This is a genomic window from Blautia liquoris (assembly GCF_015159595.1).
GTDB classification, from domain to species: Bacteria; Bacillota; Clostridia; order Lachnospirales; family Lachnospiraceae; genus Novisyntrophococcus; species Novisyntrophococcus liquoris.
In genome coordinates this window covers 1,315,089-1,338,562 of the sequence record NZ_CP063304.1, presented here as the reverse complement: position 1 = coordinate 1,338,562, position 23,474 = coordinate 1,315,089, and the positions used below count along the sequence as shown (strand labels likewise).

General features: G+C 42.7%; 18 protein-coding genes, 1 other RNA gene, 1 riboswitch and 1 other annotated feature. All 19 genes read right to left on the bottom strand.

Features of this window, described 5'->3' with window-relative positions:
• Positions 1 to 20: 20 nt before the first annotated feature.
• Positions 21 to 303: a binding site (T-box leader), on the bottom strand.
• A 43-nt stretch (positions 304 to 346) separates the two neighbouring features.
• The 19 genes from rnhA to INP51_RS05950 all read right to left on the bottom strand — a co-directional run bounded on the left by rnhA (position 347) and on the right by INP51_RS05950 (position 23,464).
• Positions 347 to 820, bottom strand: coding sequence for a ribonuclease HI (gene rnhA / locus INP51_RS06040; protein WP_193736823.1), 474 nt, complete (start codon positions 818 to 820; stop codon positions 347 to 349).
• The gene (locus INP51_RS06035) at positions 810 to 2,519 is read right to left on the bottom strand and encodes a MutS-related protein (protein ID WP_193736822.1); all 1,710 of its coding nucleotides are present in this window, start codon (positions 2,517 to 2,519) and stop codon (positions 810 to 812) included. The genes rnhA and INP51_RS06035 overlap by 11 nt, the downstream gene beginning before the upstream one ends.
• Before the next feature lie 88 nt (positions 2,520 to 2,607).
• Positions 2,608 to 4,806 (bottom strand): SpaA isopeptide-forming pilin-related protein, encoded by a 2,199-nt coding sequence (locus INP51_RS06030; RefSeq protein ID WP_193736821.1) that lies wholly within the window; start codon positions 4,804 to 4,806, stop codon positions 2,608 to 2,610.
• A 196-nt stretch (positions 4,807 to 5,002) separates the two neighbouring features.
• Complete coding sequence (locus INP51_RS06025; RefSeq protein ID WP_193736820.1) at positions 5,003 to 5,878, bottom strand: YihY/virulence factor BrkB family protein; 876 nt, start codon at positions 5,876 to 5,878, stop codon at positions 5,003 to 5,005.
• A 57-nt stretch (positions 5,879 to 5,935) separates the two neighbouring features.
• Positions 5,936 to 7,291: a SpoIID/LytB domain-containing protein gene (locus INP51_RS06020; RefSeq protein ID WP_193736819.1), complete on the bottom strand. Its 1,356-nt coding sequence runs from the start codon at positions 7,289 to 7,291 to the stop codon at positions 5,936 to 5,938.
• Between the two features lie 40 nt (positions 7,292 to 7,331).
• The gene (locus INP51_RS06015; RefSeq protein ID WP_193736818.1) at positions 7,332 to 8,375 is read right to left on the bottom strand and encodes an aldose epimerase family protein; all 1,044 of its coding nucleotides are present in this window, start codon (positions 8,373 to 8,375) and stop codon (positions 7,332 to 7,334) included.
• Between the two features lie 133 nt (positions 8,376 to 8,508).
• Positions 8,509 to 8,700: non-coding RNA, 6S RNA (gene ssrS / locus INP51_RS06010), on the bottom strand.
• 85 nt (positions 8,701 to 8,785) lie between these two features.
• Positions 8,786 to 10,255, bottom strand: a complete 1,470-nt coding sequence (gene spoIVA / locus INP51_RS06005; RefSeq protein ID WP_193736817.1) for a stage IV sporulation protein A — start codon at positions 10,253 to 10,255, stop codon at positions 8,786 to 8,788.
• Between the two features lie 120 nt (positions 10,256 to 10,375).
• Entirely contained in the window at positions 10,376 to 11,233 is an 858-nt protein-coding gene (locus INP51_RS06000; RefSeq protein WP_193736816.1) for a bifunctional 5,10-methylenetetrahydrofolate dehydrogenase/5,10-methenyltetrahydrofolate cyclohydrolase, read from the bottom strand.
• A gap of 18 nt (positions 11,234 to 11,251) precedes the next feature.
• The gene (locus tag INP51_RS05995; RefSeq protein WP_193736815.1) at positions 11,252 to 11,881 is read right to left on the bottom strand and encodes a cyclodeaminase/cyclohydrolase family protein; all 630 of its coding nucleotides are present in this window, start codon (positions 11,879 to 11,881) and stop codon (positions 11,252 to 11,254) included.
• Positions 11,882 to 11,913: 32 nt separating this feature from the next.
• Complete coding sequence (locus INP51_RS05990; protein WP_193736814.1) at positions 11,914 to 13,602, bottom strand: formate--tetrahydrofolate ligase; 1,689 nt, start codon at positions 13,600 to 13,602, stop codon at positions 11,914 to 11,916.
• Positions 13,603 to 13,690: 88 nt separating this feature from the next.
• A complete protein-coding gene (locus INP51_RS05985; RefSeq protein WP_193736813.1) occupies positions 13,691 to 14,239 on the bottom strand; it encodes a folate family ECF transporter S component in 549 nt (182 codons plus the stop codon).
• A gap of 110 nt (positions 14,240 to 14,349) precedes the next feature.
• A riboswitch (THF riboswitch) is annotated at positions 14,350 to 14,449 on the bottom strand.
• Between the two features lie 22 nt (positions 14,450 to 14,471).
• On the bottom strand, positions 14,472 to 15,119 hold the full coding sequence (locus INP51_RS05980; protein WP_193736812.1) for a DUF3786 domain-containing protein: 648 nt from the start codon (positions 15,117 to 15,119) through the stop codon (positions 14,472 to 14,474).
• A 1-nt stretch (position 15,120) separates the two neighbouring features.
• A complete protein-coding gene (gene acsV / locus INP51_RS05975; protein WP_193736811.1) occupies positions 15,121 to 17,067 on the bottom strand; it encodes a corrinoid activation/regeneration protein AcsV in 1,947 nt (648 codons plus the stop codon).
• A 212-nt stretch (positions 17,068 to 17,279) separates the two neighbouring features.
• On the bottom strand, positions 17,280 to 18,065 hold the full coding sequence (acsE, locus tag INP51_RS05970; RefSeq protein ID WP_193736810.1) for a carbon monoxide dehydrogenase/acetyl-CoA synthase methytransferase subunit: 786 nt from the start codon (positions 18,063 to 18,065) through the stop codon (positions 17,280 to 17,282).
• Positions 18,066 to 18,097: 32 nt separating this feature from the next.
• Positions 18,098 to 19,456, bottom strand: coding sequence for an acetyl-CoA decarbonylase/synthase complex subunit gamma (acsC, locus tag INP51_RS05965; RefSeq protein ID WP_193736809.1), 1,359 nt, complete (start codon positions 19,454 to 19,456; stop codon positions 18,098 to 18,100).
• Positions 19,457 to 19,477: 21 nt separating this feature from the next.
• The gene (acsD, locus tag INP51_RS05960) at positions 19,478 to 20,419 is read right to left on the bottom strand and encodes an acetyl-CoA decarbonylase/synthase complex subunit delta (protein ID WP_193736808.1); all 942 of its coding nucleotides are present in this window, start codon (positions 20,417 to 20,419) and stop codon (positions 19,478 to 19,480) included.
• 111 nt (positions 20,420 to 20,530) lie between these two features.
• Complete coding sequence (acsB, locus tag INP51_RS05955; RefSeq protein WP_193736807.1) at positions 20,531 to 22,660, bottom strand: acetyl-CoA decarbonylase/synthase complex subunit alpha/beta; 2,130 nt, start codon at positions 22,658 to 22,660, stop codon at positions 20,531 to 20,533.
• A gap of 36 nt (positions 22,661 to 22,696) precedes the next feature.
• Positions 22,697 to 23,464 (bottom strand): ATP-binding protein, encoded by a 768-nt coding sequence (locus INP51_RS05950; protein WP_193736806.1) that lies wholly within the window; start codon positions 23,462 to 23,464, stop codon positions 22,697 to 22,699.
• Positions 23,465 to 23,474 lie beyond the last annotated feature (10 nt).

Below are 23,474 nucleotides of genomic sequence, written 5' to 3'. Positions count from 1 at the left end.
ACAAAGGCTTTCGTCCCCGCAAATAGGACGAAAGCCTTACCTTCCGTGTTACCACCTAAATTCATGACTGCCTCGGGGCAGCCACCTCTGTGAGTACTTCAATGAGCATTTCATCGGTATACTCTGATGATTATAACGTCCATCAACACGTCGCATCCTACTTTCTGATTCCTTCAGCAGCATTCGGATTTCAGTGCGCAGCTTGAGGATGTATTCACCGAAAATTCCACGTGTGCCTCTCATCACCCGGCAGCTTTCTGTCCGTTTTTCTTCTCGGTTACTTGTTCCTGTCACAGCTTTTTCTATATTAGCAAGTATACAAAAGGATTTCCTTCTTGTCAAGCCCTCACATTATGTTATCTTCAATCAGATCAGCACCATCGGCTGCAGCTGTAGCCAGTTTGTCACAACGTTCATTAAAATGATTTCCGGCATGACCTTTGACCCAGCAAAATCTTACGTTATGAGGTTTCATCGCTTTCAAAAGTCTCTTCCAGAGTTCGACATTCTTTACCTTTTCATTCTTTCCTCTCGTCCAACCCTTGCTGATCCAGTTATCAATCCAATGTTTGTTAAAGGAGTCAACGACATACTTGGAATCAGAATAGACATCCACATCGCAGGGCTTCTTTAATGCCTCGAGGCCTATGATAACAGCCATAAGCTCCATGCGGTTATTTGTTGTCTTCTTATATCCCTGTGAAAACTCTCTTTCATGAACACCACCTTTCGTGTCTACATATCGCAGTACGCAGCCGTAACCACCCGGTCCGTCCGGATTCCCTCTTGCTGCTCCATCTGTATAGATATCAACCTTCATTCTTATCTTCTCCTTTTAACGGTTTCCAGATGCCTTCAGTTTCGAAAACTCCAGCTTCAGCTCTCGCATCTTTCACAATACTTTTGTCATAACCCAACATCTCAAGCAGTGTGATCGCATTGCGGCTTGAAGCGTTTCCTGGTTTTAACATATAATTGAATCGCACATCTTGTCCTGTTACTTCTTCCTCAAAATGATAATTCTCATAGACATCTTTCAATATCTGTGACAGCTCAATATCATGAGTTGCCGCAAAGCACACAACATGAGACAAACTAAGTGCATTTAAAATTTCAGAAGATGCCGCAATTCGTTCGATCGTGTTGGTTCCCCTGAGCACTTCATCAATAATACAAAGCAGCGGCTCTCCTTTTTCTGCTTCATCCATAATTCTTTTCAGAGATTTGATCTCCACAATGAAATAGCTCTCACCGCCCAGAAGGTTATCATGAAGTGCCATAGATGTCATCACTTTAAATTTGCACGCACGATATTGTGATGCAATACAAGTATGCATCGACTGAGCCAAAATAGCATTTACCGCAATCATTTTCAAAAATGTGGACTTCCCGGATGCATTTGACCCAGTGATCAGTACCCCTCCAGATACACAAATGCTGTTTGCCACCGGATCACTAATCAGCGGATGGTAAAGATCATGCACCTCCAATGAGACAGGATCTTCATCGATAAACTCTGGACTTGAATAAAAAGGAAGATATTCTCTGAAAGAAGAGACAGCAAGTGCACTGTCCAGAATGCCAATTAACTCAATTAGTTCCTCTATTTCTTTTATATGTCCGTCATATTCGTCCAAAACTCCATAAAACATTATGAAATCCAGTAGAAAGAAGCTATTAATATACGATGCAAGAAGCGCCCAGAAATCCTCCATTCCCTTCGAATTAGTAAGCATTCGGGCTTTTCTTTTAATAGTTTTCATCTTCTGTGCATCCTCTGCAATCCGCCCTGTATAGTTCTTAATCTCTGGAATATGAAGCTTTTTCAATTCATCCGCTGCATATAAAACACGAAGAATACATGACAAGCTCTTAAAATAAGGCTCCATAGAACTACTATCCTTTAGATGCACAGAAATATTGACAACAGCAATAGCCAGAAAGAACAACACACCTGCTAAAGGCATCAGAAACAGTGTGACAATTGAGATGAATGATAAAAAACACAAAAAAATGTACTTTCCCTTTTTCTTTCTGTCCGCATTATTAATCCGATATACATAATCGGTAAGGGAAATATCTTTAATTTTTCCAATCGAGGCGAAGATTCTCTGTAAGGCAATTCGTTCATTCTCATGTTCACTAAAATAAGTAATCAGCCGTTCCCTCTCATCTAATGTTTTCTCATCAGATAAGGGTAATCTGAGCATTGCATAGAGATAATCTTCTCCACAAGAAGACATGGTGTTATTGATTAGAAAGAAGATATCATCCATGCCCAGATCATTCCAGGTGATATCGTCCAGATAAAACTGTTCACCACGCATGCGCTCGCTATATTTCTTAATGCCGGCAAGTTCATTCTCACTGTATTCCCGGTCCGAAACTTTCCCCCACCCTTCTCGAATTCGTTCAAGCAGACGTTTTTTCCTGGCAAAGTTATTTTTTATCATTACCAGTATCATAACGATAAGCAAACATACTATTGTGCCAATTATTATAATATCTTCTTCCTTCATCAGTCTCTTCCTTTGAAATATCCTCAGTCCAAAATTCTGACCTAAACTCACGGATTTCTTCACATTTTAATTATAATTGTAACATAAATCACTTACACTTGGAATGGGTTTTTATTCTCTTTTTTTTGAGTACCAAGAGCACAGTGACTAATAAGCCACTTGCAGCCGTGATAGCTGCTGCCTCACTGATTTCCGATTCGTCTCCCGTTTTCACGGGTGTGCTCTGTACAAGTTTCTTTGCTTCTTTCTTTGGCAATTGTGGTATCTCTTCCTGCGGTGTGGGAGGCGTAGGAGTAGGCGGTGCAGGTGGTACTTCTTTTTTATTCGTCAATTCCAGATGTTTCTCTATGATTTCTGGATTTTTTTTCTCAGCATCTTCTTTACCGGTAAGATCTACCTCATATTTGGTTTCATCTCTGATGTATCCCTCCGGTGCTTTAAGCTCTTTTACATAGTAAAGCCCCGGAGGCAGGTCCAAATCGAAGGTAAGATTTCCATCCTGATCTGTGGTCTTTTCCTGAAGCAGGGTATCTTTGCTTACAACAACCTGGTCTGCTGCAAAAAAATCCTGATTTGCATAAACTCCGTAAACAACCCCCATAAGCGGCTTATTGGTGCCTTCATCTGTTTTGGTAAGCGATAATCTTGTCCTCTGCCTGATATTTTCACAATCATAGGACACCACACATTCATTCTCCGTCTCAGGCTCTACAGGCACTTCCAATATGAAAGGCTCGTCCGAGATTAAAAAACCGTCTTGTGTCTCAATCTCCCGTATCTCATATCTTCCGAGCGGAATATCATAAAGAGAGGCTATGCCTGCCAAATCTGTTGTTATTTCAATTAATTTGGCCCCTTTGCGAAGCTCAGTTCCTTGATAACTGTCCAGAATTCTGTTACCGTTCTCATCGGTCTGATGATCTGGGGTATAGATATCCTCTGCGGCTGAAACCGAAAACTTTACACCTTCCAGAACATCGTCGTTATAAAGAAAATCATCCTCATACCCATGAAGTTTTTGTCCGTGCTTCTGTATCTCGATTCTGCCTTTTTGTTGTTCATCAGTCATCACCACGTCAATCACAGCGTTCTGATCATCCCCAGAAAGTGAATCTGATTTTTCAACAGTAAAGACCGCTTTTTCATCGGAAAGAAGATATCCAGCCGGAGCATGTACTTCTCTTACCTCATACTTTCCCTCACTTAATTTCAGAGGAGTTGTGATTACTCCGGTATCATCCGTGGTAAATTCACTGATTTTCTGTCCTTGATAATCTAAAATCATGTCTTCCTTTGTGTCGAGATTTCGTATCTTAAAAGATGCGCCCGCAAGAAGAACTGGTTTTTGTGTATTCTTGTCAACTTTCCTTATCCTCAGATATGCCTCAAAAGGAATCCTTGCCCATTTGATCCGTAGTTTTACAGGTACCGACTTCTCCTTATATGGCTTAATTCCGCCTAGCACCTGATAGCTTCCCTCCGTCTTCGTTATGATAGATCTCCAGCTTTTATCCAGACTTCCATAGAGTTCTCCACTTTCATAGTCTTCTAAATCGATAAGCGGTGCAGAAAAGTAAAAAGTGTCCCCACCGTGAACTGTGGCTGTCTTCCCCGTAATCTCTGTTTTCTGTGTGTCGTTGTGAAGGGTGATGTCTGGCGAAAGTGGAATCTGTATCTCGTTTCGTGCATCTCCTTGCAGGGTGATCTCCCCGGTCCTTTGAATGGTATCCTCCATGTGGCTTTCAATCTCTGAACTTGTAAATGACAGCTGCGTGTCAGGCACGGCAGGAAGATTCTCAATATACTCAATGTATGCCCATACTCCGGCTTCCTCAAGCAGCTCCTGATTACAACCTTTCAGACCATCGAAACCGCAATAGGCAAAAGATGCCGCAATATGCGTAAATAAATATCTGAGGTCATCATCAGCCCAGCCCATAAAAATATCCGTGCAGTCTTCCGGACCGCCATATCCATAGTACAGTACTTTCTCGAGCGATTCATTTCCCAAAAGGGGGTTCGTCTCTACAACGGTACCGTTTTTCGGACTATCTTTTGGGGGTTCCAGACAATAGACAAGATTTCCGTCAAGATAATAATAAAACGTAGACCACCCGCCTCCGATCTCTTTCGGATAAGGTATTCTCTTCCCCCTTGTCACAACAGCATTTTCAGAATCTCCGTAGATCTTGAGAGGATGTGAAAGCATTGTCGATAATATTAGAATTGGCAGAATAAGAGCCATAACAAAATTCATTCTTCTCTGAAATAAAGTTTGTCTTTTCATGTGACATTCTCCTTATATGAAATTGTTGTAAGATTTGAAATACGGCCGAAACAGCCGTGAATTCTTAGATGATCTGCGTAAACGCCGGGAAGCGTTTCGCATAAAAGAAATGTCGGGCATGACAAATATAGAAATTTATCTATACTTTACCACACCCGGTTCAGATACGCAACTACTCTTCGATTATTTTATTTTTCTAGTCATCTTTTCTTGGATTGTCGATGAGATTTTGATACTCCTCTCGAATTCTCCTTTTGGTGGAATTTTGCAGGCCTTTCAACTTGTCCTCATAATTAAAATTTATCTCCGCGCCGATCAGTATGATGTACATGCAAAAGTACATCCACAACATCACAATTACAAGGGTTGTGAGGCTGCCATACATATTAGAAAACCCCGGGAAATTATCTAGATAAAAGGAAAATCCAAGTGAAAAAACTGCCCAGGCAACTGAAGAGAACATGGCCCCCGGAAGCTGACTGCGAAATGCAGTTTTCCGGTTCGGTATAAACTTATACAAAAAGAGAAAGAGGACCGTCAAAGCGACAACCATAATAAGTGTCCGCATACTTAAAATAAAGGAAGTAACTCTGGCAAGTACCGGCACGTACTTTTCCAGAGACTTCTGGATTGTGTTTCCAAATACCATCAACACCAGTGAGGCTATCACGGCCAGAATAAACATCAGAGTATAAAAGGCAGAGCGGACTCTCCCTATAATATACCCCCGTGTCTCCGGAACATGATAGATACTGTTAAATCCGGCCGTAAGTGCATTGACACCCTTCCCCGCAGACCAGAGGGTAACGACAAGAGACACCGGCACGACGGAAGTGGATTTTGCATAGACTTCCCCAATAATTCTCTCAACCAGACTTTGAAACTCCGCTGGAACTACCTGCATCAACATATTGCTGGCCATATCCTTCGAGACGCTGGTAAATTGTATAAGAGTCATAAAAAGTAAAAGCATGGGAATAAGAGACAGCAAAATAAAGTAGGCCGCCTGCGCTGCAAACGCTCCTACATTATCATGGCTGAGTCTCTTCGTAAACTCCCGGGCTTCCTTCATAAAATTCTGCATTACTGTTTCCTTAGCCTTTCATCAAGTGATATCTTGGCAAGCATATCATACAATTGGGCACAGGTCAATTTCCTTGTAGAAATAATTTAATATCTCCTGCCATTTCTTCCCCGAAGCGGCAAGATGATTTGCTCCATTCTGGCTCATCCCCACTCCATGCCCATATCCCCCGCCTTCAAAATAGTATCCCGTCACCTGATCCTGTTCATAAACCGGTGTGCATGTAAAATAAGCACTCGGCATCAGGCTCATCTTTGTAGTCATAGTTCCATCCTGTCTGTTTACAGGTATTCCCTTCGTAGACAATACTTGCCGAATGGTATATTCACTGTCTAATATCTTTTCTCCATTACTTCCCACCAGCTTTAATTCATCTACTGCACCCCCGGAGCTCTTTTTTAAAATGATGATTGCCTGGAGTGTACCGATATTGAATTTTTCAATCTGATGATTCAGATAATCAAGGGGAAGGGTAACATTCCACCGAAACCAGGGTTCTGAGCTTTCCAGTCCGCCGCTGTTTACACACTGAAGATATTTCTCGGGTGTTTCCGACCAGACTTCATTCGTACTCGTCGACCCCGAAGAGGTGGAAAAAAAATAAGCTGTGATTGGTTCTCCGTCACACATCATTACCTGATCTGCTGTTTCATCGACTGCCTGATCTGTGACAGCCTGGCGCGAAACATTATTATAGACCTGGTATGACACGCTGTCATCCACGTCTGCATGCTTATTGGCCAAAGAAGTATCCCGCATATGTTTATATGCATATGTACGGGCACAGACAGACTGTGCCTTCAATGCCTCTGCCTCATAGGTTGAAGGCATCTCACTTGGAACCACATACTTCAGATAAGTTTCAAGATTTAATACATTGATCAGAAGCATACCTTCTTTTGATCTGTATATTTCAAATTTACCTTCATAGGTTGGTGTTCCCTGTTCTCTTTTTACAGAGGTCACCGTAAATCCTGCTTTTTCATCCTCAGGAAACAGCTTAAGAGCTCCTTCCTGATCAAAGAGGTCACTTCCCATATCCAACGAGATGGTATCACCAGCCGTAAATGTCCTGCTGCCGTCCTCTGTCTTCGTATTGCTGTTGCAGACAAGTGTTAAGCCGGAATGGTAATCCCCTTCAAAATCCTGTGTTTTAATCAATACACGGATTGTTTTTTCCGCAGGCTGTTTCAACGACGGATCACTTATACCGCCCTCCTCAGACACAGTTTTTCTTTCTTTTTCTCCTGAAACAGCTTCTTTTGTCTTGTCTGGCTTCCTGGAAGGAGACACCGTCTTGATCGGTTTTTCAAAAGCCGGTTCATTGTTCTCATGAATTTGACCTGAGTAGATCAGACCGCCAACGCATAATAATAGTAATAAGATATTTTCCCATTTCATTCTCATACCTATATTATATGATACAAAGGTCAAAAGGTTGTTAAATCACTTCAAACTTATATGTGGTCACGGAGTCATAACTGTCATTTGCCCTTAGAACCGGAGATAGAAAATTCGGTGTGTTAACAGCATTCGGACAATACTGTGACTCCAGACAAAATCCACCAAGATCTTTATAGATTGCACCTCTTTTTCCTTTCTTATTTCCGATCGAGTTTCCAGTATAGAATTGTACTGCAGGGCAGTCTGTATAAGCGCGCATACGAATACCACTTTCTTTGCTGACTGCCACAGCCATCTCGCGAATGCCCTCTCCCTTTCTCAAAACAAAGTTATGATCATAACCACCGGTGTATCTTAACTGATCGAAATCCACATGGAGATCTTGTCCAATTCTCTTTTCTTCTGTGAAATCAAAGGGGGTCCCTCGAACTGCAGTAATCTCTCCAGTGGGAATGGACGCAGAATCGGCCACAGGTGTATACATATCCGCATAGATCTTAAGCAAATGATCTTCCACGGTCGTTTGGCTATCTGCGCCGTTCAGGTTGAAATAGCTGTGATTGGTCATATTCAAAACTGTATCCTGGTCACAAGTCCCCTGATAATGTATTATGACGCAATTGTCGTCTGTAAGTGAATATGTAACATAAATTTTCAGACATCCGGGAAATCCCTGGTCTTTGTCTGGGCTAACTAAAAAAAGTGTTATTTCCTGATCCGTAACATTTGATACTGTCCACATTCTTTTGTCATAGGTATTCGGACCGCTGTGCAAATTATTATTATTTTCATTTGGCGTCAGACGATAGGTAATTCCATTCAGCTGAAATCTTGCATGAGCTGTACGATTTCCACATCTTCCAACCACAGCACCAAAGCAGCCGCTGCCTGTTCTATAGTCATTGACATTATCATATCCCAGTACGATGTCTCTTAACATCCCCTTTTGGTCTGGCATATAAACCTTGACTAAAAGTGATCCAAAATCAGATACGCTGATACTTGCACCACTTTTATTCTTCAATGTATAAAGACACGCTTTACTTCCATCCGGTAATATTCCAAAACTTTCTTTTAACATATAGTTCTCCTTTTATATCTTTTGATTCTTCAGCGCCTTCATGATACCATGTATTGCTTGCTTCATGCCCACACAATCAAGCATACAACTAAAAGGAGCTGCTGTAACGATACAGTGGCTCCTTTTTTTCATTGGTAACCCCGAAATGCCGTTTCCTATTTTTTGACTCCTAGCTACAGCTAGGTGGGCCGCCGCAGTTAATGCTTTTGTCTTCCACTGACATCTGTTTCCAGGGTGGCCTGACATCCACAGAACAATAATAAGCATCCCGTTTAAAGTAATTGTAGGTTCAAAATAATAGGAGCATCGAACATTCCAGGAAATTACGACAATACTCGATTTTTTCTTTCAAAATACTTCTTTTGTTAATGTTAATTATAACGCCGTCAACATTTTATTTCAAGGGGAAATTAAATAATAATACATACCATCCCACCCTTGCTGTCATTTACGATCTTTTGCATAGAGTCCTGAAGTTTCACTTGGCTTTCTTCGGTAATCTGTGCAACCTTTGTTTTTATGCCGTCTTCTACTAATTGTTCCACAGACTTTCCAAATATATTCGTATTCCAGATTCCGTCTTCTTTTTTTGAGCTTTCTTTGATATAGGCAATCAGATCGTTAGCCTGATCCTCCGTACCTACAATAGGAGCAATCTCAGTCTCAATATTAGCTTTAATCATATGAATAGAAGGACTGGTCGACTTCATCTTTACACCAAACTTATTTCCTTGTTTAATCAATACTGGGTCATCCATGGTGATTTCCCCTTTTTCCGGTATCACAACACCATAACCGCACCCGCGCACGGATTCAAGTGCGTTTTTAACTTTGACATATTCCTGCTTCATCAGAGACAATTCCTGTAGTGTATGCATCAAATCATATTCTCCTTCGATGTCTACCCCTGTCATCTGGCTCATCATCTCGTAGTAATACTTCTCTTTCATATCAATGCGGATTTTAACGATGCCCGTAGAAAGATCCAGATTCATCAGGTTTGTTTCCTTTACGTAGTCACAATCCAGCGTTACAGCCTGGCTCTTTACATCCCTCACGTATCGTATCTTTGACGACATTTCTTTAATTTTTTCAACTAGCTGCTTCTTTAAAGGACTTGTAAGGGATAATAGTTCCACCCATTTAGGTATGTAAAACTCTACCTGACGTACAGGAAATTCATAGAGAATATGTTCCAGAATCTTGACAATGTCATCCCTTCGAAGCTGGTCGCAGTTGACCGGAATACAGTCTGCCTGGTATTTTTGGCTAATTTCATTCGCCAGATTCTGTGCATCTTCACTGTACGGCCGCACGGTATTTAGAATTATAACAAAAGGCTTCCCCTGTTTCTTCAGTTCCTGTACCGTCTTTTCCTCTGCACCGACATAGTTTTCTCTCGGTATCTCACCGAATGAACCATCCGTAGTAACCAAAAGTCCGATCGTAGAATGGTCTGAAATCACCTTCTTTGTTCCAATCTCCGCTGCCTGGGCAAAGGGAACTGCATCCTCAAACCATGGAGTTTTTACCATCCGTTCTTTTTCATTTTCCATATTTCCAAGTGCATCGGGAACCATAAACCCAACACAGTCAATTAGCCTTAAGTTTACCTTGGTATCCGAACCCAGATCAATTTCCATGGAATCTTTCGGGATAAACTTTGGCTCAACAGTCGTAATCAGTTTCCCGGAACCACTTTGAGGAAGTTGATCCCTAATTTCATTCTGATCCTGTTCTTTCAGGTTTGGAAGTGCCAATACCTCCAGAAATCTGCGGATAAATGTAGATTTACCTGTTCTTACCGGTCCGACAACCCCCACCAGAAACTGTCCGTTAGTACGGGCTTGTATATCTTTGTAAACAGCAAATGTATCCATACACTTTTGTTCCTGTCCTTTCCCATATATTTCTATAGCCTGATACTGCTACACTATATGATAGAAAGAATAGAAATATGACTAGATTATAAAGGTAAAAAGATTATATATTATCTCGGACTACTGTAATCCTGCTTTTTTCACAGCCGCCTCTACAACATGACTCACTGATACAGAAGTGGTAACACTTCCAACACCGCCCGGCACCGGAGTAATCGCATCCACGATTGTCTCTGCTTGAGAGAAATCCACATCTCCGCAGAGTTTTCCGTCTTGATCAACATTAATTCCGACGTCAATGACAATCTGCCCCGGGCGCAGACATTCGGCATCTACTACCCCCGGACGACCGGCTGCAACAATCACGATGTCTGCCTCACGAATCACGGATGCCATATCTTTTGTCTTTGTATGACAGATTGTAACCGTCGCATTTTTTGACAGCAACATCATGGCAGTTGGTTTGCCGACTACCAGACTTCTCCCCACGATCACTGCCCTCTTGCCAGTACAGTCTATCTTATAATGATCCAGAATTTCCATACATGCCTGTGCTGTACAGGGTGGAAATCCAATAGATTTTCCTGTAAATACACCGGTCATCGAGGAGTCCGTCATACAATCTACATCTTTTTCAGGAACAAGGGCATTTTCAATCTGTTCCTGATTTAGATGCTTTGGAAGAGGACGAAGCAGTAACACGCCATGAATCTCATCATCCTTGTTTAAACGATCGATAACCTTCAAAAGTTCCTCTTGTGTGGAATCAGACGACAATAAAATTTTTTCACAAGCCACACCAAGTGTTTGACAACGCTTGGTGGCTCCCTTTTCATATGAGATATCCCCTGGATTCTCACCTACGCGGATGATTGCAAGTTTTGGTGTAATTCCCTGATTCTGAAGTAAGTTTACATTTTCTGTTATGCGCTTATTTAAGGCCTGATTTACCTCTTTTCCAAGCAGTCTTTTTGCCATTTTGCTCTCCTCATCCTCTTATTTCAGCCGCAATAAGACATCATCAAAGATATCTCCGGCAATTTTCGTATATTTTTCTATCATCTGATCACAATTCTTATTTAGCTGCTCTGCATAGGATCTGTCTTGCATAGACTTCGTATTGATATAAACGTTCAAACTGGCCGCTTTCAGTGCCCCTTGGCAACATGCAGCTCCCGCACCGGCATCACTGATCGCCATAACGGATCCCTTTGAGGCAAATTGGCCCAACAGTTCTATCGTCTCACAGGTCTTTTCCATAATCTTTACAGGAACTGTGCAGGCCTCCCGAAGTGCCTTCTCCATCGCTTCAGCTTTTTCTTGCTTCTGTTCTTTTGTGTCATGCTTCATAGCATAAACTTTAGACAAAGGTTCAAAAACCTCTGCATCACGCTGTATCAGTCCGAGCAGATCCCTTTGAAGATTCTCCGCCCGTTCTATCAGTCCATACATATCCGCTTCTACATCTTTATATTTCTTCTTTCCCACAGTCAAACTTCCAACCATATTGCCGAGGGCACAGCCCACGGCTCCGACGAGGGCGGATGCACCGCCGCCGCCCGGAACTGGGGCTTTCGACCCCAGAACATCTACAAATTCTCTGCAGGAAACCTCAGAAAAAACCATTTTTCATCATCCTCCGCATCTTTTCACTAGAATTAAAACAGTCCTACTATTTTTCCATTCTCATCTACGTCAATCTTCTCTGCAGCGGGGCGTTTTGGAAGTCCCGGCATCGTCATAATCTTACCAGTCAGTGCCACAATAAAACCAGCCCCTGCTGAAATCTTCAATTCACGAACGGTGACATCAAAATCCTTTGGCGCACCAAGCTTTGTCTCATCATCGGTCAATGAATATTGTGTCTTTGCCACGCATACCGGATATTTTCCATATCCTAGTCTCTCAAGCTGTTCAGCCTGTTTTTGTGCAGCCGCCGTAAGTACTGCACGTTTTCCACCATATATATTCTGTACAATCTGATTCAGTCTATCCTCAATGCTGCCATCCAGATCATAGGAATATGTGAATCCACTGTTATCTTCTTCACAAAGTTTGATCACTTCTTCTGCCAAACGAATACCACCCTCGCCTCCTTTTGCCCAGACTTCTGACAATACAGCATTCGCACCAACCTTCTTACATTCTTCTTCGATCAGTGATAATTCAGCTCTGGTATCGGTCGGAAATGCGTTGATAGCCACAACACAAGGCAGATGGTATACATTTTTGATGTTGTTTACATGTTTCATCAGATTCGGGAGACCTTTTTTCAATGCTTCCAGATTTTCAATTCCCAGATCATCTTTTGATACTCCGCCATTATATTTCAAAGCACGAACCGTTGCCACAAGAACAACTGCATTCGGTTTCAGCCCGGTTTGACGACATTTGATGTCCAGGAATTTTTCGGCACCCAGATCTGCACCGAATCCGGCTTCCGTAATGCAGTAATCACCTAATTTTAATGCCATTCTTGTCGCGATCACGGAGTTGCAGCCATGTGCGATATTGGCAAAAGGTCCTCCATGTACGATCGCAGGCACATGCTCCAGTGTCTGAACAAGGTTGGGTTTCAAGGCATCCTTTAAAAGAGCACACATGGCACCTTCAGCATGTAGATCCCCTGCTGTCACCTGTTTTTGTTCTGTTCTTTTTCCGTATGTATATCCGATCACCAGTCTGGAAAGACGTTCTTTCAGGTCAGTGAGATCTTCGGCAAGACAAAGTGCAGCCATTATCTCGGATGCAACTGTGATATCATAGCCATCCTCTCTTGGTTCTCCATTTGATTTTCCGCCCAGCCCGTCGACAATGTTTCTAAGCTGACGGTCATTCATGTCCACACATCTCTTCCATGTGATATTCTTCGTATCAATATTCAGCTCATTTCCATGGAAGACGTGATTGTCAATCATGGCTGCCAGCAGGTTATTCGCCGCACCGATTGCGTGAAAATCACCGGTAAAGTGCAGATTAATATCCTCCATCGGAACAACCTGTGCATAACCGCCTCCTGCGGCACCTCCTTTGACTCCGAAGACCGGTCCCAGAGATGGTTCTCTCAGTGCAACCATTGTGTTTTTATCAAGTCTTTGCAGCGCATCAGCAAGACCAATGGTAGTCGTCGTCTTCCCCTCTCCGGCAGGGGTTGGATTAATGGCTGTAACCAACACTAGTTTTCCGTTTTCCGCATCTGATTCTTTCAGCAGTTTATAGTCTATCTTCGCCTTATAGTTCCCATATTGTTCCAGATATTCTTCATCGATACCTGCTTTTTTGGCAATTTCTTTGATTGACTGCATCTCAGATTCTTGTGCAATTTCAATATCCGTCTTAAATCCCATAATATTTTTCCTCCATTTTCATACTGTCGAAACTTGCTTTCTTCACATAATTGACTCAAAATATTCCTTTTTTTGTTCCTCGTATCGCTCAAAGCTTGCGGCTACTCACACCTTTTACCACAGAAGTGAGTGAACTGAAATAAAGAAGATTCGTAATCAGACAATAGATAACTGTCATGACACAAAACTGTATCAGACGAGCAGGCATAATCGCATAAAAATTATATCCATTCATCAGTACTAATCCGGCAGTTCCAAAACCCAATGTGCAGAAAACCGCGCTCAACGCAATTCCCACACTGAGCCAGACATGTTTTTTTATTTTACTGCCCCTTGAAAATAATGGTCGAAACAGAGCCGGAATCACTCCCCAGAGCATTGCAGCAATTGTGATGAGCGGATTTAATACATACCCTTTCATAAGACATCCCATTACATCGGCAGAAAACCCGACTAAAGCACCTGCTGCCGGTCCAAACCAAAGACCAGACAGAATCGTGCAGATACTTCCAAGAGATATTCTGACAAATCCAAGTTCTATTACGAAAACTCTGGTAAGCACCAACTGCATCGCAACGAGAACTCCTAAAAATACAACAGTCCTTAAATTCCATTTTATTAAATGGTTTTCATTCATGATATAATCCCCTTTCAATTTTTCGGGTCCCAAAGTTAATACCGCAGATTGCTCCATACATAGCGGTATCATATGTTACTACATTAAGGGAACTATATCTCCTTACATGTAGTAGCGGATGCGGCATTACATCGTGGAGCTTATCTTGCTCCTTCGTTCTCAGGCAACTTCCCATCCATAAGACACTTTACGCGCAATGCCTACTCTACAAGTTAACTATTATAAGTGTTTCTTATTTGTCCAATGCTTTTAACATGTCAATTGCAACATCACCGACAACAGCCATATCTTCTCCCTGATGAAAAGCAATTGGAAAATTATCAGAAAAAAGTATCTGAGCAGAAGGCGGGAATTCTTCATCCCCCTCCCATAGAATCATACGAAGCTTCAAATCATCTATAAATTCGAATTCGTATGAAACATCTCCTGCTTTTAGCTTTACTGCACCGATTTTGTTCATAATCTCCTCAAACTTTTCAAGTTTGTTTCCGAATCCGAATGCCAGCCGGCTGATACATCTGCCATTAAATTGTTTATAATATACCTCACCCCAGGGTATTTCCCGATAGGTCAGGAATTTTCCGGATGCAGGTGCACGAACGCCCTCGTTTAGGTAACGAAGTACCAGAATCCTTGCATTCGCTTTTCCCTCGAGCGGATACCATCCTATCTTCTCGCCGTCTATATGCCGGACATTAAAGTCAGGATAGGTTATCTGATACGTGACTCCCATCATATGCAATCGAAAGGATGCTGTCATTGTATCATATACAATATCCGTTCTTTTTAAGATATCATAAGGATCCGTCTCCTGATACAACTTCAGATAATATTCATATGGAAGCATTTCTTTGCTGTCTTTTCTATATCCCGGATCCATCTTATACCTCCCCTTTCTGATCAGCGATCTCAAGTGAAGGAAAAAGTCTGGAATCTGTATGCGGCAGGAAACATGCTGCGACAAACTCATCCATATATCCGGATACTGTAGATAATTCCAAATACGTCATATTACGGGCTACCTCGTAGGTCTTTTTCTCAGCCTGTGTGGAAAGAAGCATCGTGTACGCCCCTGTCAGAGATGAATTTCCGATATAGTGAAACCGCTCAATAGAGATATCAGGAAACATACCAATGCCCACTGCTTTTTTCATATTGATTCCACTCCCGATTCCGCCTGCCACATAAACGTCATCGATCATTGAAACATCAAAACCCAATGTTGCCAGCATCGTTCGAATAGCCGAGAAAATTGCTCCCTTCGCACGGATAAAGTTATCAATATCAACCTCCGTGATTTCAATATCCTTTTCTCCTCCGGCATCTTCCCGAAAAACCAGAACATAGCTTCCCATGCCATAATGGTCATGTCTGATGCGTTCTCCCTCGCGAACAAATTTACCCTTCGGTGAAATGATCTTACAGCTGAATAGCTCAAAGATCAGATCAATAATACCTGACCCGCAGATACCGACTGGTTTCGTATCTTTTTCGCCGATAACTTTAAACTGCGGCGTCATAGTGTCTGAATCAATCCTACAGGATTCTATCGCACCATCTGTTGCCCTCATGCCGCAGCTGATATCACCTCCCTCAAAGGCAGGCCCCGCAGAACAAGCACAGCTCATCAAAAAATCTGAGTTCCCAAATACAAGTTCCCCGTTGGTACCTAAATCTATGAAAAGAGAAAATGTCGGCTGATTCCAGATCATGCTGACAAATGTTCCCGCTGTAATGTCTCCTCCTACGTAACTGCCGATGTTTGGTGATACGATGATATGTGCATCCGGGTGTATATGAATGGAAATATCCGAAGCATACAACGAATTCGTCTTAAAAAAAGTTGGTATATAAGGTTCTTTTCTTAAGGGATCCGCATTGATCCCCATCAGAAGATGATTCATGGTCGTATTAGAAGCGACCGCCATCCGATAGATATGGTCCGGATCAAATCCCGTTTCACTGCACATCTTTGCAATCAAAGGATTTAATGTCTCATCTACAATTGCTCTTTGGAGTTTTTCCTGTCCTCCTGGTTTCTGAGACTCAATAATTCGGTTGATCACGTCCGCTCCATAACGAATCTGTCCATTTCCTGTCGATCCTTTTGCAAGCACCTGCCCGTTTTCCATATTAATGATGAGGGCTGAGACTGTTGTGGTGCCGATATCAACCACCAAACCTCCGATAATAACTTTCTCATCAATACCATAGATGTCATAGACAAAGACATCTTTCTCTGTCTGGCGTATTACGGCCTTCACCTTAAAATCGTTTGAACGCAATACATCTGGCATTTTCTTTAAAACCGAGTAAGGAATTCGAGCAATGTTTGAATTCACCTCGTGTTTTAATGCCCTCTCAAATCGTTCGTTATCTGGCATGGTGTCATCAAGCGTCGGGGAATTCATAAGAACTTCCACAACCCTCATCGTATTCGAAAGAGGTATGTCCGCATCAATCACCTTATGTTTTGCCTCCTCGAAAATTTTGATCTCATCTTTTGAACTAAGATCCGCTACTTTCATCCTGCTTTTATATGCCGACGCAATATCGGGAACCCCAATCGTCACTTCATCGCAGATCGTACTTCGGCAGGCGAGTCGTATTCCCTCTTCATACTCTGCATCGGTAATGTGCCTGGTCTTTGTGGAGTTTAAGCCGCCTGCAAGAAGGCGAACACGGCATTTCCCACAGGATCCGTTTCCAGAACACGGGGCGTCGATCGGAACATTCGCCTTTCTCGCCACTTCCAGGAGATTTTCACCAGAAGTGGCAAAACTAGTCACGCTCTCCCCATTATCAAACTGAAAAGTAACTTCATACATGTATCTTTATGCCCCCTTTTCCTTTCGGTCTTTGCGTCAACTATATCATATTGTATTGTCACTTACAATGCTTTTACACTGTTACAGGCATATGTCTATTTTTTGACATGATCGTTTATATTTTCACGAACATACCTGTAAAAAGGGAGACACATGCGATATATCTCCACTTATTTATCAGTGTTCGACCTCTCTTGTGTCTCCTTTTAAACTTACAGATCCAGATAGGAGTCCGCGTACAGCGTATTCCCTTTTAATACGTCACAGGATTTTACTGTCTCCATCAGTCTCTGATCACAAGGATTGACAATTGCCGATGTCAGCCCCTGCATCATCGCCATGGCAACCATAGCAGAATCCATGATTGGACGTATATTTTTTGGCATACCATTTGAGTTATTGGACAGACCACCTGTTGAGTTCAGTCCCATATCGGAGAACATCTTAATAGCTTCCAAAACTTCCATCTGTTTGTCCTGCATTCCCTTTACCACGACAAACAGAGGATCAAACCAAAGGTCCGTTTCTTCCATGCCAAGTTCCATGCCGTGCTCAAGCATCGTCTGGCAGTGTACCATACGTTCATCATTGTCCGCTGCAATAGGACCGTTGGAACAAAGGGCGATAACAATCGCATCATTCGCCGCTGCAAGATCAATGTAGCTGATACGATCTCCTGCGTCAGCAGAGTTGACAATTGGTTTCCCCTTTGAACGATTATATACGGATATGCCAGCTTCTATAGCTGCTTTATTTGATGTGTCCAATGCCAGCGGAACATTATCGAAGTTTTGCTGGATTAACTGAACTGCCCATTTCATAAGGTCCGGTCCATCGCTTTCAGCCGGGCCGATATTGACATCAAGATATGTTGCACCCGCATCTAACTGTTCCTTTGCCCGCTTTAGAATAGCTTCCGGATTACGTGTATTAAAAGCATCACGGATTGCCGGGGAAATACAATGAATTCTTTCACCAATCGTAATAAATTTTGCCATGTCTTTTCTCCTTAATATTCAATAATTAATCCTTATAACTGACTGTTCGCCTGCATATCTTTCAGGAATTTTACAAGCTGTACTGCTTCAAGAGGTGCCACAATCACTTCCCATCCCGGAAGTTTTGATTCCAGATCACCTTTTAACACCGCAACTTTGCCTGGAATCACAAGCTTTCTGGATTTCACCTTATCCTCTACATTTTCAAGGATATATTTGGAGATTGAAGTCGCTGAGAACTTTCCTGCAGCCCAGGAAGTTAACACGGAAAGTCCGCCCGCATCGGAGATTACAAGATTTACCGGTACTCCGGAACGTTCCAGTTCTCCGGAAACCAGAAAATAAGTAAGTGCAAAATCAACAGTTGTCAGACAGATTGAATTCTCATCACCGCCATTGATCTGATAGATACCCGGATCTACTTTCATCGGCTTTTGAGGATCAGTGAACAGATTCTGTCTCAATCCGTAAAGTGGTAGAGCCAAAGCATAGTCCATCTCATCTACAATCACAATTGAACCGTATTTCATGGTGAATACAGAGGCAAGAGTCTGTTCAAACGCTTTATCTCCTCTTGCAAGTTTTGCAGCATTTACAATTGAGGGATAACCAAAGGTGCGGTTTGTATCTTTGATTGCTGAACGACGTACTTGTACGGCATTAGAGAAAGTCTCTTTTACTGTATCAGCTGTCACATCAAGAACCAGATTCTTATTTCCCAGTTTTTCAAGGGCTGCCGTCGTATCATATAATTCACTAATATTTGATCCGGAGACTCCCAGAACAACGCCGGCCGCCTGTGCCACATCATTCATTTCCTTGTAGTTAGAAACATCTGCACCATTTAATATTGGTTTTGCTTCTTTACAGATTTCAAGAGCTGCCTCTGCCGTCTTTACATCCTTGCAGGAAAGAATCAGACATCTTCCTGTCTCCGCAGCTTTTTTTACCAATTCCATGTACTTTTCTGATGCATCACCATCAAGATAGTTTACATTAACCATCTCTGTGTGCATACGTTCACCGATACGTACGTAGTCAACTTTTGCAATTGATTTAATTCTCTCATCGGCTGTCACATCATCCATCTGTGTATCCAGAGATGCTGCATATCTTGTTTTGCTGACAAATGTCTTTTCATGCCTATATAGCACAGTCTCACCGCCAAGTGAATATTCGCTGTCACCGGTTCCGACTTTTATTGTCTTCATAGGTGGAGCTGTCGCTTCTGACAGCTGCGAAAGAGCATCCTCAGACATATACGGACATGCCGATATGTCCATAGCCCCCTGAGCGACTTTCATGGAAAAAGCCATACATGTAGGGCACCCGCACTCCTTACAGTTTTTCTTTGGTGTCATCTTAAATATTTGAATACCTGTTAATGCCATTTTTATCCTCCTGTTTTCGAATTAAACTAATTCTTTTATCATTTTCGAAATTGCTGCAACAGATTTCGGATGCTTTAAGATTACGGCATCGGAACCGGATACCAGAGAAGCTGCAGCCGTCTGCACTTCCATGGAGACTCCACGTGCATCCTTTGAACCCCATTCCGGAACCTCTTCTTCCGAAGCTATGGATTCTTTTACAACCCAGGTTTCTGAAGCGATAGGAGTAATAATTGGCATCTGAAGCATCTTATCGTCCTGCGAAAGAGCTGCCGCCCGAATACGATCCATGGTAGATATCACATAATCATATCCATATCCGGATGCCGCTGTTCCGACATTCATCACGATACTTTCAGGTTTTACATTTAACTGTGTAAGCACAACATTCAGTTGTTTTGCGAGATTAATATCGACTGCCGACTCTGCTCCGACTTTTTGGTTATAAGCCAGACCTACAGCGGCGCCGATTGTTTTATAATCCTCTTCTCTTGCCGACAAAAACAGTACATTTTTGCCCTGCAGTGCTTCCGCCACTTTCGGAAGCAGCTGACCATCTTTTTCTACATTTTTACATCCTTCAATTACAAGAGGAGCCGTAATGGCATCTGAAACCTCTTTTGCCACGGCAACCAGATCCTCGACCGGTTTATCTGCACCGTTTGGATCTCCGCCTTCCAGACGCAGGCAGACGAAATCTGCTCCTTGCATTTCCTCAGCTTTTTTAGCGATCTCCGCCAGAGTCTGACATCCTTCATAATAGTCCTTGACCCCCTGTGGTTCGTTATCCATCTCCATATCTGTAATCTCTACCCCTACCTTGGGGCCATCACCTACGGAACCGTCAAAACTGTAAAAAGGGAACGTATTCTCTCCTCCTAATGATATTGCATGTTCATCACATCCAATATCAACTTTGTTGATAGATGCATTAAACTTTTGTGGTTTGCATTGAAACGGCATGTTAATAAGCCTCCTTAAAATTAATTCTGTTTTTCTTTGAAACGTTTAGCTCGCCGGCGAGATTTCGCTTCGCTCTGCCCCGCCGGGACAGAGACTAAACAGTAATTGTATCTAGATCATTGGTTCCATGCTGAGTGCCGGATGATTCTTTTCGGTCAGCCATGCCACCAATTCCTCCGGATCGGTGGTAATGGTTTCATCTGCAATCCTGTCACAGAAGTTATCTATCCCGTAAAGTTCTTTCGCAGTCTCATTTACACGATCTGCAACCTGATCCTTCAAGTCTTTCGGCATCCAGACGATTCTCTCAATTCCGCCTTCTGCTTTCATGAATTTTTTGGATGCAATAAAGTGTTTTCCATGTCCCATAAATCCCGGTGTCTGGACACCGCCCCCTGTCATAGATGCCAGTTCTGGGAATGTCATTCCAAGCGGTGTCTGTCCGGCATACTCACGGTTAGTGATACATACACCATTAGAGAATGGCTCAATGCCACAGATACATTCAAAACATCCACAGGATGTCATCGGTTTTTCCATAATTGAATACAATGATACTTCTTCCAATGCTCCCTGAGAAAGGCGTTTGACAGATTCATCTACATCCTCATACTCTCCAATTCTCTCATCGATCATTTTTTCCTTTGTTATCACCTGACAGGGACCATTCGGATCCAGTTCATGTGTCGCTTTTGCATCAAGCCAGGAAACAGCTCCGCAAAGTCCCAGCCTTTCTGGAGTCACCACGCACACATGAGATGGTGAAAATGCCTGGCAGAGAATACAGCTGTAATAAACAGGTACTGACTCATCTGTCATCGTCGAAAGCCTCTCATCTCGATGATCAAATGCAGGGATGGCAACTTCATGACGAATTCGTGTGCAGTCTGCTTCATTTGTATAAATCTTCACCTGACATTTATCAACAACAGCCTCGAATTCGTTTTTAACCTGCGCATACAGTACTTCTCCGATATGCTTTGCACGAAGTCCCGCATCAAAGGCATCTTTGCTGATGCGAAGACGAATCATATCACGCTGCCCGGTATGCATTACTCCCTCCATACAGTTAATGTAACTGTGGAATTTGCGCTCAAAAACCGGTTCGAAATCCGGCTGCATATTCTTACCGGCAACTTCTACGATATATGCAATACTATGTTTGCTTCCAACTTCGAATTCATCGAGATCCGGCCCAATCAATTCAATCTTGTGATCTTCCACTTCATTCATATCTTTGGCTTTGACAAGCTCACAGCAGTCTACGCGTGATCCGTCAAATTCCACCTGCATATCTTTTCTTCTGATAATCTCGCCTTCGAATGCGGAAGCAAATGCGACCGGAATATCAATATTAGTGATCTTAATCTTTATATCACGTGCCTCCAGAGAAGTGGCATTAAATTTGCTCACGTCCGGCTGAACAATCAAGCTCTTCGGAACTTTGAAGATATTCTCTGTCTCATTTGTGACAACAGGGAATCCAAGTGCAATCGCACCAGCTCCGCATGCAACGATAACATCATCCAGAGGTGCAAAGGCATTTACGAATGCCGGAACACGTTTCATCGTATATTCCATCAGAGCATTCGCATCCCCCGGTTTAATATTTCCGAAAATAAGAGCCGCTCGAATGGCAACAGAGACAACATGAATCACGGAGGTGATATCTTTTCCAAGCGGTATCACGCGTACATTAGCTCCTGTCTTATATCCGGCTTCTGCACACTGATCGATAATTTCACCTACAAGAGTAACAAGAATGCCCTGTGCCTGATAACTCTTGACCAGTGCAACGCCTTCTTCCGTGGTTGGTGCTCCCCCTATAATAACAGCAACACCGGGAATGTCACCCGTAACAAGCGGCACACCAAGTTCTCGGATGACAGCATCCGGAAGATGACCATACAGCGGCTCTTCGTAAGGAACTGCCCCGTCAATATATTTCAGAACCTCAATAAATTCCGCACAGAGTGCTGTGGCAACTCCTGACATAAAAGCATCATTCAATCGCGGTTCCCTCGTCATCAATGTTTTAACGACACCGTGAGCTTCTTTCAATCCTTTCAGATCTGCCACTTTTGTTCCTGTCACTGCATAATAACAGGGAAGAGAATAGGCAGTATCTGGAAACTTTACCGCTTTGTCTTCTCCATATTTCTTTATGGCATCATCTATTGCATTCTCCGTCAAAGCATATACAGCATCATTTCCGCTAAAAACTCTATCAAATAAAGTCAAAATTTTTCCTCCTTTTCTGTGACGGATTCAGGAATCTTAAGATACCTGATCTATCTTGTCCTTCATTACCCGAATCTCATCCACTACCGTTTTACTGAATTCATATGGTGAACATCCCTGCCGGTCCGCATCCATGATTTCCGGATTATAATGGATCACGCCCAGCAGATCCTCAATCGGTATTTTTTCCCGGACAAATGCCTCGTCCCTGCCATCACGCACTTTATTGGCAACTACATGAACCTGTTCTACCCCCAGTTCATGCGCCAGACGTTTTACATTTTTATACGTCTGAACACTTCTGGCACCTGGTTCAATCACAACGATAAACTGATCCATATTCTCAGTTGTCCCCCGGCCAAGATGTTCAAGACCGGCCTCCATATCCATAATAACCACATCATCACGATGTAAAATCAAATTATTGATAATTCGTTTTAACATCACATGTTCCGGGCACACACAGCCACTTCCCGCTGTTTCAACCGTTCCGAGAACAAGCAGCTTTACACCATTCGCAGTTTTTGCATACGTATCCGGAATATCGCTCACCTGCGGGTTCAGCTTATAGAAACGATTTTCCGAATTGGCACCTGTCCGCTCTTCCACCAGTTTTCTCATCTTGCTGATTGGGACGATAGATTCAAGCACCTCATCAGAAAAGCCAAGTGCCAATCCGAGATTCGCATCAGGATCTACATCTGCTGCCAATACCTCCTTACCCTCATCTGCATATAACCTGGCCAATATAGCGGCGAATGTGGTCTTACCCACTCCGCCTTTACCTGTCACCGCAATCTTCATTTCATGTCAC

Bases quoted from the DNA above. Each gene is read 5' to 3' on its own strand.
- rnhA (WP_193736823.1), bottom strand. From the start codon at position 820: ATGAAGGTTGATATCTATACAGATGGAGCAGCAAGAGGGAATCCGGAC.
- INP51_RS06035 (WP_193736822.1), bottom strand. From the start codon at position 2,519: ATGAAGGAAGAAGATATTATAATAATTGGCACAATAGTATGTTTGCTT.
- INP51_RS06030 (WP_193736821.1), bottom strand. From the start codon at position 4,806: ATGAAAAGACAAACTTTATTTCAGAGAAGAATGAATTTTGTTATGGCT.
- INP51_RS06025 (WP_193736820.1), bottom strand. From the start codon at position 5,878: ATGAAGGAAGCCCGGGAGTTTACGAAGAGACTCAGCCATGATAATGTA.
- INP51_RS06020 (WP_193736819.1), bottom strand. From the start codon at position 7,291: ATGAAATGGGAAAATATCTTATTACTATTATTATGCGTTGGCGGTCTG.
- INP51_RS06015 (WP_193736818.1), bottom strand. From the start codon at position 8,375: ATGTTAAAAGAAAGTTTTGGAATATTACCGGATGGAAGTAAAGCGTGT.
- spoIVA (WP_193736817.1), bottom strand. From the start codon at position 10,255: ATGGATACATTTGCTGTTTACAAAGATATACAAGCCCGTACTAACGGA.
- INP51_RS06000 (WP_193736816.1), bottom strand. From the start codon at position 11,233: ATGGCAAAAAGACTGCTTGGAAAAGAGGTAAATCAGGCCTTAAATAAG.
- INP51_RS05995 (WP_193736815.1), bottom strand. From the start codon at position 11,881: ATGGTTTTTTCTGAGGTTTCCTGCAGAGAATTTGTAGATGTTCTGGGG.
- INP51_RS05990 (WP_193736814.1), bottom strand. From the start codon at position 13,602: ATGGGATTTAAGACGGATATTGAAATTGCACAAGAATCTGAGATGCAG.
- INP51_RS05985 (WP_193736813.1), bottom strand. From the start codon at position 14,239: ATGAATGAAAACCATTTAATAAAATGGAATTTAAGGACTGTTGTATTT.
- INP51_RS05980 (WP_193736812.1), bottom strand. From the start codon at position 15,119: ATGGATCCGGGATATAGAAAAGACAGCAAAGAAATGCTTCCATATGAA.
- acsV (WP_193736811.1), bottom strand. From the start codon at position 17,067: ATGTATGAAGTTACTTTTCAGTTTGATAATGGGGAGAGCGTGACTAGT.
- acsE (WP_193736810.1), bottom strand. From the start codon at position 18,065: ATGGCAAAATTTATTACGATTGGTGAAAGAATTCATTGTATTTCCCCG.
- acsC (WP_193736809.1), bottom strand. From the start codon at position 19,456: ATGGCATTAACAGGTATTCAAATATTTAAGATGACACCAAAGAAAAAC.
- acsD (WP_193736808.1), bottom strand. From the start codon at position 20,419: ATGCCGTTTCAATGCAAACCACAAAAGTTTAATGCATCTATCAACAAA.
- INP51_RS05950 (WP_193736806.1), bottom strand. From the start codon at position 23,464: ATGAAGATTGCGGTGACAGGTAAAGGCGGAGTGGGTAAGACCACATTC.